This is a genomic window from Lactococcus taiwanensis (assembly GCF_014905395.1).
GTDB lineage: Bacteria > Bacillota > Bacilli > Lactobacillales > Streptococcaceae > Lactococcus > Lactococcus taiwanensis.
On record NZ_BNDT01000006.1, the window covers coordinates 104,183 to 121,228 of the forward strand.

The window sequence follows — 17,046 nt, forward strand, 5'->3', positions numbered from 1 at the left end:
TTGATTATAACATATTTCATTTTGTTTGAAAATGGCTTTACTTATAATAATTAAAGCTCTGTCAGCACTGACAGAGCTTTAAATTTTTACTGACCAAGCCGTCAGTAAGTTTTTAACTTTTTTCATGCGTATCTCGCAGAGCCGACAAACTTTCAATAAAGTTCATCAACTCTCGCATTAGGACGACCGTACTACGCTGGTCAATCTTAAAGCGAAAGGTCATTTTCCCATATTTTTCTCCCACAGAAGCTTTCATTGTAGTGCTTGCTAAAGCTTGGAAATATTCTTGTGGATCGTACATGGTATGTGCTGAACGATCCATAGTAACAATTGCCTCAAAACGCGTTTTCTCAATTTTTTCCACTAGCGCGTTATCTGCAAAGTGCTTCAAAAGACCAATTTCGAGAAGATAGGCAACCTCATCGGGATATTCACCAAAGCGATCCACCAACTCATCTTGCAGTTCTTCATAAATACTACGGCTATCAATCTGGCGAATACGTTTATAAATTTCGATTTTTTGCCGTTCATCTGCGATATAGTAACCTGGAATAAAGGCATCCAATCCCAAACTTATCTCTACATTTGTCGTCCTTTTTTGTTTTTGGGTGCCTAATTTACTATGAATAGCTTCTTCAAGCAGTTGTGAGTAAAGGTCAAAACCGACGGAATCGATAAAGCCAGATTGCTCAGCACCCAAGAGATTTCCTGCCCCACGAATCGAGAGGTCACGCATGGCTATTTTGAAACCAGAACCCAGCTCTGTAAAACCTTTTATCGCTTCCAAACGCTTTTCGGATACCTCAGATAATATTTTTTCAGGCCGATACATGAAATAAGCATAGGCAACTCGATTAGAACGACCCACACGCCCACGCAATTGGTAAAGTTGTGATAGGCCCATCATGTCCGCATTTTCAATAAAAAGCGTATTAGCATTTGGAATATCAACTCCAGTTTCAATAATGGTAGTAGCTACGAGTACATCATAATCACCAGCAATGAACGAAAGCAAGGTATTTTCCAGCTGAATTTCAGTCATTTGCCCATGAATAGAAGCAATCCGAGCCTCTGGAATCAGCTCTTCCAACTGGGAAACTTTCTGTTCAATAGTGTCAACTCTATTGTAAACATAGTAAACCTGTCCACCGCGTGAAATCTCTCGCAAAACTGCATCTCGAACCACACCATAGTTCGTTTCCATAACGTAAGTCTGAACGGGGTAACGGTTAGTAGGTGGCGTTTCAATGACTGACAAATCACGAATTCCCAGCATGGACATATGTAAGGTCCGAGGAATAGGTGTTGCAGTGAGTGTTAATACATCAACCTGCGTTTTCAACTCCTTTAGTCGCTCTTTATGTTTGACACCAAAACGTTGTTCTTCGTCAATAATCATCAAACCTAAGTCAAAAAATTCAACATCTTTTGACAATAAGCGGTGTGTGCCGATGATGAGATCTACCCGACCTTTTTTCAACTTGGCTAAAATTTCCGCTTGTTGCGCCTTCGTTTGAAAACGACTGAGCACCTCAACATTGACACCAAAATTAATAAAGCGCTCAGAAAAGTTGTTAAAGTGTTGTTCTGCAAGCACGGTCGTTGGCACAAGAATAGCGACTTGTTTACCGTCATTGATGGCTTTGAAAGCCGCACGCATAGCCACTTCAGTTTTACCAAATCCGACATCACCTACTAACAATCGGTCCATTGGACGCTCTTGTTCCATATCCTGTTTGATTTCATTGACCGATCGCAACTGATCCTCGGTTTCCACATAAGCAAAAGCACTATCAAATTCCTCTTGGTTGCTATCATCTGGCGAAAATGCAAAGCCTTTTTGAGCCTGTCTAGCAGCGTAAAGTTTGATAAGATCATCGGAAATATCTTCCACTTGCTTGGAAACACTTGACATGGTTTTACGCCAGCGTCCATCATTCAGCTTATTAATCTTTGGGGTCTTGCCTTCACCTGCGGAATACTTGCTGAGCAAATCCAGGTGATCGACTGGTACAGAAATTGTATCACCATTTTGATATTGAATGGTCAGATAATCACGGTGCATGCCACCCACTTCAAGGGTCTGTAAACCAAGATATTTCCCAATCCCATGGTTTTTATGGACCACAAAGTCGCCGACTGCCAATTCATTGTAGTCTTTTAGTCGCTCTGCGTTGGTAATATTGAGTCTGCGCGCTTTTTTCTTGCGCATCTTCCCAAAAATTTCCTGCTCGGTCATGACGACAAGTTTTTCATCAAGAAAATTAAAACCGTTAGCCAACTGTAAATCAATCAGATTGATCTTTCCAACCTGTAAATTTTCATTGTCAACTTCATAGAACTTAAGATCCAGTTCAAGAAGAGATTTTCTTAATTTTTCAGAAGAAACGGCTAAGACAACTGTGAAATCTTGCTTAACAAAACGCTCGACTTCAGTGTAAAAGAGTTCTAACTGTCCAAAAAACTGCTGCATGGAATGCTGCTTGAAGTTATAAAGCTGATCAAAGCGCAGGTTCCCTAGTCCCTTTTGAAAATTTGAAAAGAAAGTGGCAGGTTTGTAATTACGTACCTTAGCCATCGTATCTACAAGATAAACTTGTCCATCAAGACCACGTCCCATAGTCTTTTCAGACAAGATAAAATCCGCCAATTCCATTTCTAATTTATTATTGGCATCATTGACTTTTTGGAAATCATCAATGAAAATCTGAACATTTTTTGGAAAATAATCTAAGAGTGAATTGTTCTTATCGTAAAAATAAGCAGCAAATTTTCGTAAATCCTTGTGATAATAATGATTTTCTGCTGCTGAGATGACTTCTTCCATGTAGGATTTTGCTGACGGCTCTGTCAGTAAATCTAATTGTGTGCGCAAAGCTTTTACACCCTTGTCAAACTCTTTATCCGATAAAATAAAATCGCTAGCAGGATAAATTTCAAGCGTTTCTAAGCTGTCAAGTGAGCGTTGGCTATCGACATCAAAAGTGCGAATAGTATCTACTTCGTCACCAAAAAATTCTAAGCGCACAGGATTTGCGGCATCTAAAGGATAGAGGTCCACGATGTCCCCTCTAATAGAGAATTCCCCCGGCGTCATCACGCGCTGCGTTTTTTCGTAACCAGCTGCTGACAGCATGGTCAGTAAATTTTTCAGGTCATATTCGTCACCAGTTGTCAGTAAAAGATAGTTTTCCAAAAAATTATCTGGATGGGGCAAGAGACTACGTGTTGCCAAAAACGGTACCACTAAAAAGCCAGTTGCCGCTTCATCCAACAGGAAATTCAGTGCTTCTAAGCGATAAGCCACACGATCTTTGGAAGCCAAGGCAAATTCCGCATAAACATTATCATCTGAGAAAAATTGATAAACTTTTTCCTCACCAAGGAGCGTTGATAACTCATCATACAGCTCATTGGCATGAAATTGACTATCCGTAATAATGATGTACTTGTCAGGGACATTTTCATAAGCATTGGCCATAACCAAACTTTTAGCGGTTCCTGACAACCCTGTCAGTAGCGTACGCTCTCGTTTGGAAAAGCCTTGCTGCCATTTTTGTAACTGCCAATTTTGGTCAAAAAATTCAATAATATTCATCTAGTTAAATTTATTCATCGTTTGTTGGAAATCACCGTTTTCAATATAGAATTTCATGGCGTCTACCGCCTTGAAAATACCGTCTTGAGCGATTTCTTTGTCTGCATTGTCAAAACGTGAGAGAACATGATTAACGACCGTCATCCCATTTTTCGGACGCCCAATACCGATTTTAACTCGGTTAAATGCTTGCGTCCCGACATGAGTGATGACCGATTTGATACCATTTTGACCACCAGACGAACCTTTTTGCCGTAAACGTACACGCCCGACTGGCGAATCCAAATCATCATGAATCACCGTCAAATCTGCTGGGTCAAGATTATAATATTTCAAAAGAGGTGCTACTGCTCGACCTGACTCATTCATAAAAGTCAAAGGTTTCACGAGAAACATTTTCTCACCATTAATAAAAGTCGATGCGACCAAGGACATAAACGTTTTTTCTTCACGAAATTCAACATTTAGCTCTTTGGCCAGCAAATCCAGCGCCATAAAACCCATGTTGTGTCTGGTTTTGTCGTACTTATCACCTGGATTTCCCAGGCCTACAATCATTTTTGTCATTTTTAAATCCTTCTATAAATTTCTTGATTTGGCTTTTACTCCGTAGCACGATAAGATGCGGTTGAACCTCAATCAGATCCCTATGGTCAATTTTTTGCCAGATGAACATTTGCCTGAGCATCTGTAAACTTGGTTGATAATTGGCGTTTTCCAGTCCCAATTTTTGTCTAATATACCGCTTGATGAGTCGATATTTCAAGAAAATTTCCGATAAATCCAGGAAAATCAAACTGTCAACAAGCTTGTAAAGCGAACACACAAAGTGTCCTCAATGATGAAATTATCCTACTCAGACCGTTTCCGATCGCCATCATGCACCACATTGTCAAAATGAAAAACGGGGAGGGGCAGTAGCTGACAAAATGCCAAAAGGCTGATTTCTAGAAATCAGCGACTGCATTTATTATAACATATCTTACCTTGCAAACTGGCACTTTCTTACTGACGAAGCTGTCAGCAACTTTAGAATTTAAAAAAAGCACCAAAATGGCGCAATATTTAAATTTACAATGGTTTACACGTTAAAGCGAAACTCCATGATGTCTCCGTCTTGGCCGACATAATCTTTCCCCTCTTCACGCAGGCGACCAGCTTCACGAACGGCTTTTTCTGAGCCGTATTTAATCAAATCCTCATAAGACATGGTCACTGCGCGGATAAAGCCTTTTTCGAAGTCCGAGTGGATAATCCCAGCCATTTGTGGCGCTTTCATGCCGCGTTTAAAAGTCCAAGCACGAACTTCTTTTTCTCCTGCTGTGAAGTAAGTAGCAAGACCTAGTAAATGATAGGCAGCACGCGTCAACATATCAACACCAGACTCCTGTAACCCAATGGCTTCTAAAAATTCAGCTTTTTCGTCATCTTCCAACTCGGAGATTTCTTCTTCAACACGCGCAGAAATTATAGCAACCTCAGCGTTTTCAGTAGCTGCAAATTCACGAATTTGTTTGACATATTCGATATTGTCTGGTTCACCCACCTCATCTTCAGAAACATTCGCCACATACAACACAGGTTTCGTGGTCAACAAGAACAAACTTTTGACTACCTTTGCTTCATCTTCGTCAAATTCAATCGTACGAGCTGATTTTCCATCTTCAAGGACAGGTTTGATTTTTTGCAAAACATTGAATTCCGCCACTGCATCTTTATCTTTAGTGCGGGCAATCTTTTCAACGCGCGCATAACGTTTATTGACTGACTCCAAGTCTGCTAAAATTAATTCCAAATTAATGGTCTCAATATCTGCCATGGGATCAATAAATTCACCTTCACGATTATTTTCACGCATTACATTTTCATCATCGAAAGCACGGACCACATGAATGATGGCATCTACTTCCCGAATATTGGCAAGAAATTTATTTCCTAGACCTTCTCCGCGTGAGGCCCCTTTAACAATCCCAGCAATATCTGTGAATTCAAAAGTTGTCGGAACAGTTTTCTTAGGTTTAATCAACTCTGTTAACTTGTTTAAACGTTCATCTGGTACTTCTACCATCCCAACATTTGGGTCAATTGTTGCAAAAGGATAGTTTGCAGCTTCTGCGCCTGCTTTTGTAATTGCATTAAAAAGAGTTGATTTACCTACGTTAGGTAAACCAACGATACCTGCTGTTAAAGCCATGTTTTATATTCTCCAAAATTAAGATTAATTAGTTCTAATTATACTGTAAATCGTCAAAAAAGACAATAAACGGCTAGTCGCTCCTGTTAAAACTAGAACTTTACAAGTTTACACCTTTTTCCCACTTTTTTCTCTAAAATCCAATGTGCTACAAAATGTTGCTCTTATTTTGCTCTACAAGCCTTGCTATTCTTAGGATTTTAGTTAATAATGTAGACAGAAACTCAGGAGGTAGCAAAATGCTCGGAGAAAACTTACAAGCTGCACGACTTGCACAAAATTTAACCCAAGAACAAGTTGCTAAAGAACTTTATTTTAGCCGCCAAGCTATATCACGTTGGGAAGCGGGCAAAACAGAGCCAAATCTGGAAACTCTGATTGCTTTAGCAGCGCTTTATCAAACAGATTTAGCAGCACTATGTGCAGGGATTAACCCCAGAAAACGTAAGAAGCATCTCAATATTTTAGCAGGCATAGGCGTACTTGCCTTTAATTTTGTTATTGGAGTATGGCTTATCGTTGCCGTGGCACTATTACTTGCTGCGCTGTATAGCTTGCTTGCTGCCCTGCTGATTTCACCCCTTTTAATGATCATTGGGACCTTCACACACAATCCGAATATCACTTTTATCAGTAATACAGGTGTTGCTGGGTACGCTTGGTGGCAATGGCTCATGGCAATTTTCTGTTGTATGCTTGTCATAGTTTTGGGACGCTATATTTGGCGCTTTACTAAAGTCCTTTACAATGGACTTATTCAATACCTCAAATTTAATCTTAAATCTCTCTATAACTAAAAAGTGCTCAATTGAGCACTTTTTTAATTTTCTGATTAAAGTCGTAACGACTCATCATTACCTCGTGATGGCAGTTAGTACACTGAATGCGAATGTCCGCACCAAGACGAGTAATTTCCCAAGCATTAGCCTTTTTACCTGTTGCCTTTATGGTACAAGCATGAGGCTTTTTCATTTCCACAATGGAATGCAGCTGATAATCTACCATATTTTCTCCTTGATGTTTTTGACCTTCTGGTCAGTAATTTTTCAGTCCAATTTTTCCACAAATACTTGCTTTGGTCCGCCTAATAATATTAAATATTTGTCAACTTCCTTGACTTGGTAAGCTTTTTGCAGAGCTTCTCCATAAAGTTCCATTTGACCTTGGTAACGATTTTTTATTTCTGGGATAGCCTGAGCAGTTGTAAAGCGATCTGTTTTATAATCAAAAAGAACAATCCGATTCTCCAGCTGCACAAAACCATCACAAATTCCTCGAACAATATATTGTTCTTCAGCGTATTCATCTGTCCTTAACATCGAAAATGGTGCTTCCTTTTTTGTATTTGCGACATTCTCAGTTAAAAATTTCCCAAGTTCAGTATCAAATAACGTCAAAATTTTGACTAAATCAATCTGATTTTTTATCTCCTCAACAAATCCCATCTCGTCTAAAGTGCTTTGAAAACTAAATAAATCGGGATGTGAAAAGTCAACATATTGCATGAAAGTATGTATTGCCGAACCAATCTGAGCAGCTGTCACTTGATGCTCATCAAAGGCGCTGAAGTCGAGACGCTTAGATCGGATAAATTCACTACTCGGTTGTACCTCTCCAACTGCTAGCTGCTTTTCATAACTCCTTTTTTTGACTTGACTAGGAGTCTGTATACTAGACAACTCTGTCGCTGCCTGATGTGGATACTGGTAAGTCATAATTTTTTGGGCCGCTTTTATCTCTTCCGAAAATGCCATGATTTGATCAAAATTCGTTGCTTCTTCTACCAATTTTTTAAAATCAGGATGGCCTAAAAGATTTGAAGATGGCGAGGCAATATCATCTTTTGTATAAATATTCATCTTCAATGGGAGGTTTGTTGCTGCTTGCAGAGCAAGTATCCAGTGTTGGAAACCCCGTGTTGACTTGCGGAATTTATCTGAGAGAATATTCTGTTCTAGTACAGCTGTATCATAAAGATCAAGCCCTGATTTTTTATCCGTAGATTTTATTTTTCCGACTAAATACAATTTCTTCTTTGCTCTTGTGAAGGCAACATAAAGCACGCGCATTTCCTCAGAAAGTGTCGCCTTCTGTTCAAGCTCTTGATTTACCATGTAAGGGAAAGTCTCCATCCGAACGAGAGCATATGGGAAATCAGTGACGACTTCTGGCTCTTTTTTCAAATCTGCCACGTATTTCATGCCCAACCCATTTTTTCGACTTAAAATTACATTTTCTTGCAGCGAACGACTATTAAAGCGCGACTGAAGATTCATCAGAAAAACATAGTCAAACTCTAATCCTTTGGACTTATGAAAAGTCATCACACGTACCGCATTTTGAGGTAATTTTATATTTACAGAAGCCAAGTCATTATTTTGTTCCATAAACTTATCAATCAATCTGATGAATTTAAAGAGTCCTTTATAGCCACTGCTTTCGTAAGATTCAGCTCTTATTGATAGAGCTTGAAGGTTTGCCTGTCGCATTTCACCATTTTTTAAGGCTCCCACATAGTCGAAATAGTAGGTTTCTGTATATATTCGCCAAAGGAGTTCGTGAATTGAAATTTGGTTGACAAGTTTACGCCATTCTGTAAACTTATCATAGAAGGACTTCAGCTTTTTGGAGAAGGCTCCGTCGATTAATTCAGGATTTTGCCCTGTTAGAGTAAGTGCTTGCTTTAACTTATCCCAAAAGCGAACTTCTCTTCCCCCCTGCAGGCTAATCTTTGTCAATTCATCTTCATTGAAATTAAAAAGAGGAGAACGCAGGGTGGCCACAAGAGATAAATCATATAGAGGATTGTCAATGGCGCGTAAAACATCTAGCATGACTAAAACCTCAATTGATTTTAGAAAATCCACACGACCTTCGTCTAAAACTACGGGGATGTCATAACTTAAAAGTATATCCTCAATTTTATTATTATTTGATTTTGAGCGTACCAATATCGCAATATCTTTGGGTTGAACCCCTTTTTGAATCAAATGCTGTATTTTTTGAGCTGCTCCTCTGATTTCTCCATCAGAAAGATTTTCCCCATTCTCCTCAGTAGACTCCTCTTCTTTAGTCTCATTGTATAACAAGAGCTCTGGATAAAATTCTTGCTCTGCTTGAGTAGGGTAATCTGTGGTATTTCCTTGGATTAGCTTTTCAGCTTGACCATAGGTCATTTCACCAATATCCTGATCCATCAAATGCTCAAAAATAACATTTGTAAAGTTGAGCACCTCACCACGAGAACGAAAATTCTCTTTCAAGCGAATCAGTTGATTAGGGTCGTTTTCCTGATCATAACTTTGATACTTCTCTAAAAATAAGCTTGGATCAGCTAAGCGGAATCCATAAATGGATTGCTTAATATCACCCACCATAAAAAGATTGTGTCCGTTTGAGAGAAGCTCCAACATTCGCTCTTGCGTATGACTGGTATCTTGGTACTCATCAATCATGATTTCCTCATAATAAAGACGCAGTTCCTCACGAATATCCGGATTATTTTCCAGTATTTCTATAGCAAAATGCGCAATATCAGAGTATTCAAAAGCATTTTCAATCTTTTTACGTTCAAGATATGCTTGATAAAAATGAAGCATGAAGCGCTGTAAATCTTTCGCTACATCAAAAGCTTCAGGTTGATACCTTTGTATAAGTTCCGCATGTTTGATTTTATTGACGAACTCTCTAATCAGCCCCGGTTTACTATTTGAACCTACCAACTCTTGTTTAAGTGCAGAAAACTCTTTTTTTAAGACGGAAATATTTTCATCTTTTGAAGTACCAACTCGAATGTCAGTATCCAAGGTCAGAAAAAGCTCAGAAAAAGTCGTAAACTCCTGATTGATTAAAGCTTCTAAGAGTTCGTTTTTATTATCTAAGATAATGTTCGCTTTATCACGACCAACCCCTTTTTTGGCTATCACTCCATTATCCAATGCTGCTTCTAAAAGTTCAAAAAAAGATAATAACTTTTCTTTTATGAGTCCATGAGTATCTACTGATAGATCTGTCAGCTGCTGATATGTCTCAAAACCTTTTAAAAACTGATCTTCTAACCATTTTGTGGGGTTTTCTGTGGCGGTTATAAACCTGTAAACCTTGTAAACGACTTCTTGAAATCCCGAAATATTTCGATCTTTGGAAAAATTTTTGATCAAACGCTCAAATTTTTCTTTGGGAATGTTTTGTTCGTGATCTGCTGCAAGGTACTCTTCTACCAGACGCTCAAAAACTTCCTGTTTGATTAAATCGCTCTCCGTTTGATCAGCAAGAATACGAAAATTAGGATCAATGTTTACTCGATTAAAATGAGTCTTTACAAGTTTTTGGGTGAAACTATCCATTGTTCCAATATCTGCATTCGCAAGATTTTGTAAAGCTCCTGTCAACCTTTGATAGTGCACATCCTTACTTTCTGCTCGCGCTTTTTTCAAATCCTTTTCTAGACGCATGCGTAATTCGCTCGCAGCTTTTTTTGTGAAGGTCGAGATAAAAAGATGGTCGATTTCAACCCCTTGTTTGACTTTCTCAACAATGCGCTGAGCCATCACGAAAGTCTTCCCTGAACCAGCACTTGCTGAAACTAAAATATTTTTACCAGAGCTATGGATAGCTTCAAACTGCTCTGGTGTTAACTGTATTTCACTCATCTTTTGTGGCTTCCCCTTTCAGTTCTGCTAAAATCTCGGCGGCTGATTTTTGTCCTATTTCCCGTGTATGCTGTTGCATATGCACATTTGCTTCAAAACGACAGATTGACTTAAGAGGACAATACCGACATCCCTGAATATTCCCTGATTTATCTATTCCTTCAGATCGTTTCATGGTAGGATTAATGGCAATTTTACCTGATTTTAGACGCTTGCCCGCATTCTTATAATGCTGCTCATTCATCTGCAAAAGTTCATCAAAAACCTCAGGGCTATACAGATTATTCTTCTTGATTGCAATACTATCAACTTTCTGTACATCAGCAACAGCATCAGTCAACAACAGCCCTTCATAGCGCATCGCTTGATTTAAAAGCAACGCAATTTCTGATAAATGATTGACCTCATTCAGATTAAGAGGTTGGTTTTTAAATTGTAAATAGAGTGCGCCCCAGATTTTTTGCTGCGGAAAAGCTTTTTTCAAAACATCAAGATAAGTTAAAAACTGTAGGCTCAAGCCATCATAAGCATCCTGTAACTTAAAGCTGTGTGCACTCGATTTATAGTCTACAGCGCCTAGTCGCTCAGAAGAGAGTTGATCAATTCGGTCAATCCGTCCTCGCAAATAAATCTCTTCTATAGAAAATTGACCGAGTTCACTTTTCGGTAAGCCAAAACTACTTTCCGTCAGTAAAGTGGTTAACTCATCAGCTTCCACAGTCCGTTTTAACATCCGAGCAGTTTGTCGTACAATTTCTTCTAAATTAACCCATGTAAAACGAGCAGTGGCATCTTGTGTAAAATAACGAGCGTAATTTTTATCAACCTCTTGTAAAACAGTACCCAATTTTTCATCAAAATTATCTACTGACAGCTCTGTCAGTTGCATGACTTTTTCAAATACCTCATGGAAAAAGTTACCAACAATTTTAGAGTTAATGTCAATATTTTCAAAGGTTTCAAGCCCCAACGTATTTTCTAAAAAGTACTGGTACTCACAGTTATAAAAACGTTCAAAGCTGCTGACAGAGGCATAAATCTTATCACCATAGAGTTTTTCAAGTGTTTCTGGAGCAAGTTTTTCTGTTTCAATATCGTGATCTACACTTATTAAAATATTTTGAAAATCAGGGTGCTCCTTGACAAGTAATCGAAAAATACTGGACCAAAAGGCCCGTTTATCCTTGACTCCTTCTTCATTTTCATGGAGCGCACGTTCGATTTTTCCCATCATAGCAATCACTGCCCGGCTGTTAGCAACGTGCTCTATGCCTTCTTGTAAGTTTACACTTTGAATTTTATTGATAACTTTGCCTTCAGCGTGCGACACAAAAAGTTGAAAAATGGGTGAGAGCTCCCCTTGTTCGTTGCCCATAATCTGTGGCATAGACATTACCAAACTCTTTGTGGCAGAGTTGACCAAGGATAGCACGGTAAACATATTTTTATGGTAATTGCGAACATTGAGTTGTTCAATAAACTGATGATCTGCTGTATGCGCATTGATTTCAGCACGCTCCTCATCTGTTAAAAGGGTCGAGTTTCGCTTTATTCGAGGAAAGTTAGTTTGACTTAAACCAATGGCATAGACATATTTATTAGTTTGTGGTTCAACCAGTTCGTAGTCACGTACTTTGACAACATCAACATTGGCTGGAATTTGGCGGTATTTTGCATTCTTTAGACCCGCTAACAGGATATCGAGAAATTCGATATTCTTCATCTTTTCAGCTGAAAAAACAGCTTCAAATTCAGTTAAAACGGTTAAGAGGAGACGCCACACTTGTTCGTGACGATCTGCGAGTTGATGATCGCCCTGTGCCTCAGCTTCTGAAAAATAATGGTTCATTTCGGCCATTACATTTCCTTCTTCCAAAAATTTGCGAAGTTCTTTGACCCAATTTTTTCCCGTTTTTTTCTGGTTAGTGGTCAAAAAATGCTGAAGGGGAGAATGAGCTCCAAGTAGCAATTCACGTAAAGTATCGACCGACTCTAACCCACTAAATTCACTTTCAGTAAACTCCTCAGTAAATCTTTTGTGTCCAGAAATTTTAAATTTATGAACATAATATTCAAACTGGTCAATCACTTCCTCTTCTAAGTTGTCAATCTTGTAAACTTTACTTTTTAATAAATTAACAACATCATCCGGACGGTAATTATTTTTTTTGATTGCATAAAGACTCTCAAAAAAGACAATGAGCGGATGTTGACTCATCGCTTCTTCCTGTGCATAGAAATAAGGAATCTCATAAAGGTCAAAAATCTCTTTAACAGGAATCTCATAAGCCGAAACATCCCCAACTAATACTGTAAAGTCCTTAAAGGGTATCCCTTGCGAGATTTTCTGACGAATTTCTTTGGCCACTCGCTCTATTTCAGCAGTCTGATTTTCAGCTTCCCAAATTCTAAAATGTGCACTATCATCATCAGTAATTTTGATTGGTTCATCACTTATAACAAAACGACTATCCTGATCAATCAGTGTTGTCAACTTACTGTAAACTTCATTGACATCTTTTCCATGATATCTGGTCAGTTGAGCTCCAAATTTATCACGAAAATGTTGGATCAGTTCGACACCATTTGTATAGATACTCTCTGACAGACTGGTCAGTGACTTTTCATCAGCATAAGTTCCCATGATAAGACGCGCCAGTCGGTTTTGCACTGTTGAGATAAAAAATTCCTCTTCTGCAGAAAACCGTGTGTAACCATCAATAACAAAAACAGCATTTTGGAGAACTGTATCAAATTCCCCCTGCGCAATTCGCTGGGTAAAATCACTAAATTCTGAAAAATTAGCGTATTCTTCGTCTAATTCATTCTCAAAACGTGAAAATATTTTTTTTAATTCTTCATTTTTGGGATTTACTGGTAAGTCATCTGCTGTTAAATTGGCTGTCAAAAGCTCCGTTCGTAGCTGAACAAGAAGTTCTAAGAAGCCTGCTGAGTTTTGCATGGAATAGTAGAGCGGTAAGTCTTCTTTTGAAAAACTTCTTAGGACACGCCGAAAGAGCATTGAAAAACCAGCAGAACCTAGCTCAACTTTGTCAGTGGTACTTTCTCGCTTATCGAAATAATAGGGCAGTTGCTTAAATCTTGTAACCATTAAATCAAAAACAGCAGTGTCCTTTCCATGAGCAAGACGCTCTAAAATTTCCTTCTCCTTTTCAAAAGACATGGAAGAAGGGACAATATAATAGACCTTTCGCTTTGCTGCAAGTTCTTGGAGCGCGACTTCCAAAAGTCCTGCTGTCAAATCTTGAGTAATTTCTGTATATATAATTTCCATAAAAAATAGACCTAACTTTCGTTAAGTCCATTATAACAAATTCTAATTTTTTAGCTCACTGACAGCTCCATCAGTAGAAAATCCAGCGACTAAAGCCTCATAATTTTTAATTTGTCCGTACAGGTGTAATCAATTGAATAAATCCTTCTGCTTCGTTACGAGGTTGCAAAGTAAAGGGACGGACATTTGAAATAAAGCGAATGCGCACTTCTGGTGCTTTAATCACTTTCAAGGCATCAATTAAGTATTCAGGATTAAAACTAATTGATAAGTCATTTCCTTCTTTTGACAAGGCTGTCAGCTCTTCATGGACAGACCCAACCTCAGGTGAATTTGCTGTGGTAATGATTGAATCACCTGAAACCGATAATTTTACTGTTCCATTTGTTGTCATAACCGTAAGTAAACGAGCACGATCCATGGTATGACGTAATTGCGCAGCATCAAATACTAAATCTAATGTATAATCCGACTCTTTAGGAATTAAACGATTAGTATCTGGATATGCTCCTTCAATTAAGCGGCTGTAATAGCTAATCGTTTCATTTCGGAAAAGCATTTGACTTCCACTAATAAATATTTCTATCTCTTCTTCATCATTTGTGAAAACATTTTTAAAACTATTAATTGATTTACTTGGCAAAATCACATCAAATTTTAACTCTGAATGTTCCAAGGGAAGCAAACGTTGACTCATTCGATGTGAGTCCGTTGCCACGGCCTTTAGTTCACCAGTGGGTAATGTTTCCAGATGGACCCCTGTAAAAATCGGACGATTTTCTTGTGTACTTACAGCAAAGACGGTCTCAGTAAAAATTTCTTTGAGTGCTTTAACTTTCATTTTTAAAGAGGCACCTTCAGAAATTTCTTGTAAGTGCGGATAAATTTCGGAATCCAAACCCTTTAAAGTGATTTCTGACTTGCCAGAAGTTAACAAGACTTGTTTTTGTTCTTTTTCAGTAAATTCCAGAGTAACTTCGGGCAGTTGACTTACTACATTTTCAAAGAAAGCTGCTTCTAACAAAACAGAGCCAGTTCCTGAGATGAGCATGCTTGCATCTTTATTATCTACGGGTAAGAAGTTTTTGATTGAAATTTGTCCATTAGAACCAATCAAAGTAATCCCGTTTTCTTCTACTTCAATTTTCAACTTTGTCAGAGCAGGAATAGTTACTTTAGAACCAATCGCTTGCTTAGTAATTTTTAAAGCATTTTGAAAAGCATTTTTATTAATCGAAAATTTAATCATGAGACTCCTTTTATTATTTCTTTTTATAAATATAATAGTAATAGTAGTAGGTCCTGTGGATAACCTTAATAAGAGAAATTCGCTTAGAAAACAGGACATTTACCCTGTGGATAAAATAAGAACAACCGTTTTATAACTCTTAGAGTTTTCCACAAGCCTAAAATTTGCGTTTTATACTATCAATATCTTTTTGAACTTCCATATCATTTTTCATTTTATCTGAAATTTGCTTATAGGCATACATCACAGTTGTGTGATCCCGTCCTCCAAAGGCATTTCCTATTGCAGGAAGACTTGTTCCGAGCAATTCACGAACAAGGTACATAGCGATTTGTCTTGGAAAAGCAATTTCTTTCGGACGCTTAGGGCCTATAAGATCTGAAAACGAGATATGATAATAATTAGCCACTTCGTCTTGAATTTTTTTAATCGTCAAGTTAGATAAAGATTGTTGGGCTGCATTTTTTAAAGAGCGTAAGGCTTGGCTTGCTGTTTCAATATCTACCACAGAAACACCGTTAGCGCGTGCAACAAATTCTACGCGGTTAAGTGCTCCTTCCAACTCTCGGACGTTTGAATCAATTTGTCCGGCAATGTAAGATAAGGTTTCACTTGGAAATTCAAGGTGGCTTGATTCTGATTTTATTAAGAGGATAGCCATTCGTGTTTCGTAGTCAGGAGCTGTAATATCAGTAGTTAGTCCCCAAGAAAAGCGGGATACTAAACGATCTTCCAGATTATTTAACTCTTGCGGGATACGGTCAGAAGTCAGAACAATTTGAGATCCTTTATCATAAAGTGCATTAAACGTATTGAAAAATTCATTTTTTGTTCCTTCTTTATCACTAAAAAACTGAACATCATCTAAGAGGAGAAGATCTAGATTTCGATACGTGTTCTCAAAGTTTTCCATTTGATTTTTGCGGGTTGCATTCACGTAATCGTTCACGAAATTTTCGGAAGAAACATATTTGATTTTAGCTGTTGGGTTGTCTGTTAAGATTTGATTTCCAATCGCATGCATCAAGTGGGTTTTACCTAGGCCTGCTCCACCATAGATAAATAAGGGGTTGTAAGTATCACCTGGTTTATCGGCAACTGCAATGGCTGCAGCTAAAGTCCAACGGTTACCAGGCCCCTGAACAAAATTTTCAAAATTATATTTTTCATTGAGTCCGCTGACCATAGGTAGAGTAGCTTTATTATCACTTGGAGTTTCGAGAGAAGGAGCCGATTGATTACTTAGACGTTGAAGCTCTAAATCTGTTAATTCATCGTTCGCATAAAGGACATAATCAATAAGACGTCCAAAGACTTCAAAACCAGCAGTGGTAATCAAATCAGACTGTTTTTTCCAGTAATCTTTTTTCATTCCGCTATCAAGTAAGATATTGGCGGTATCTTGCTCAACGGACATCAATTGAGCAGGTTCTATAAAAAAGTCGTAAGCTTGCTTTCCGATACTCTGCTTTGCAAGTTCAGTGACTCGAGCCCAAAACTTTTGATTATCATTAGGGGATGCCATAATACTCCTTTACTTTTAGTTTGTTGATAACTCATTATATCATTTCAATCTCTATTTTTCCACAGTCTGTTGATATTTCAAAAAGAAAGTTTTCCACCACTTGAAAAAGTTATTCACATTTTTGTGGAAAGTGTGTAAACTTGAAAAAATAACTGTTGGAAATAGCACAACAACAGCGATTGATATAGTTATCCACAGAAGTAGAAAAGTTAAAACAAGAGTCTTTTTTCTGTGGATAGGGAAAAAAGTAGAGGGGTTTAATCACAACTTTTATACAAAGTAAAACGATATTGTGGAAAGGGCATAATAAGCTATAATTATGATTGAGGAGCTCAAATGAGAAACTTTTTCGTTTTCTACTATTAAATAAACACAAATCAAGTAAAAAGCGATATTATTTGATGAAGACTAACCGTAACTGAGCAGGCCTCTTCAATTGAGAAGAGGCCTTTCTTTTTGAAAAAAGATTGCTTAAGGTAAAGTGAGTCGTGGCATACAAAGCAAACGGATACAAAGAATTCAAAAGCGAACGA

9 protein-coding genes are annotated in these 17,046 nt (G+C 38.0%); 1 reads left to right on the forward strand and 8 read right to left on the reverse strand.

Annotation, left to right across the window (positions count from 1 at the left end):
• Positions 1-112: 112 nt before the first annotated feature.
• The 3 genes from mfd to ychF all read right to left on the reverse strand — a co-directional run bounded on the left by mfd (position 113) and on the right by ychF (position 5,792).
• On the reverse strand, positions 113-3,598 hold the full coding sequence (gene mfd, locus JKP71_RS08275; RefSeq protein ID WP_200407664.1) for a transcription-repair coupling factor: 3,486 nt from the start codon (positions 3,596-3,598) through the stop codon (positions 113-115).
• Positions 3,599-4,165 carry an aminoacyl-tRNA hydrolase gene (pth, locus tag JKP71_RS08280; RefSeq protein WP_075526136.1) on the reverse strand — a complete coding sequence of 189 codons (567 nt, stop codon included), beginning with the start codon at positions 4,163-4,165 and terminating at the stop codon, positions 3,599-3,601.
• Between the two features lie 514 nt (positions 4,166-4,679).
• Entirely contained in the window at positions 4,680-5,792 is a 1,113-nt protein-coding gene (gene ychF, locus JKP71_RS08285; RefSeq protein WP_075526137.1) for a redox-regulated ATPase YchF, read from the reverse strand.
• 239 nt (positions 5,793-6,031) lie between these two features.
• Here ychF and JKP71_RS08290 point away from each other — a divergent pair, with 239 nt between their 5' ends.
• A complete protein-coding gene (locus JKP71_RS08290) occupies positions 6,032-6,589 on the forward strand; it encodes a helix-turn-helix domain-containing protein (RefSeq protein ID WP_200407665.1) in 558 nt (185 codons plus the stop codon).
• Between the two features lie 7 nt (positions 6,590-6,596).
• Here the strand turns inward: JKP71_RS08290 and JKP71_RS08295 are convergent, their stop codons facing one another.
• From JKP71_RS08295 to dnaA, 5 genes are all read right to left on the reverse strand, one after another.
• Positions 6,597-6,797 carry a DUF951 domain-containing protein gene (locus tag JKP71_RS08295; RefSeq protein ID WP_200407666.1) on the reverse strand — a complete coding sequence of 67 codons (201 nt, stop codon included), beginning with the start codon at positions 6,795-6,797 and terminating at the stop codon, positions 6,597-6,599.
• A gap of 41 nt (positions 6,798-6,838) precedes the next feature.
• The gene (gene addA, locus JKP71_RS08300) at positions 6,839-10,444 is read right to left on the reverse strand and encodes a helicase-exonuclease AddAB subunit AddA (protein WP_200407667.1); all 3,606 of its coding nucleotides are present in this window, start codon (positions 10,442-10,444) and stop codon (positions 6,839-6,841) included.
• The gene (rexB, locus tag JKP71_RS08305) at positions 10,437-13,739 is read right to left on the reverse strand and encodes an ATP-dependent nuclease subunit B (RefSeq protein ID WP_200407668.1); all 3,303 of its coding nucleotides are present in this window, start codon (positions 13,737-13,739) and stop codon (positions 10,437-10,439) included. The genes addA and rexB overlap by 8 nt, the downstream gene beginning before the upstream one ends.
• Before the next feature lie 106 nt (positions 13,740-13,845).
• Positions 13,846-14,988, reverse strand: a complete 1,143-nt coding sequence (gene dnaN / locus JKP71_RS08310; protein ID WP_200407669.1) for a DNA polymerase III subunit beta — start codon at positions 14,986-14,988, stop codon at positions 13,846-13,848.
• A 157-nt stretch (positions 14,989-15,145) separates the two neighbouring features.
• The gene (dnaA, locus tag JKP71_RS08315; RefSeq protein ID WP_200407670.1) at positions 15,146-16,513 is read right to left on the reverse strand and encodes a chromosomal replication initiator protein DnaA; all 1,368 of its coding nucleotides are present in this window, start codon (positions 16,511-16,513) and stop codon (positions 15,146-15,148) included.
• Positions 16,514-17,046 lie beyond the last annotated feature (533 nt).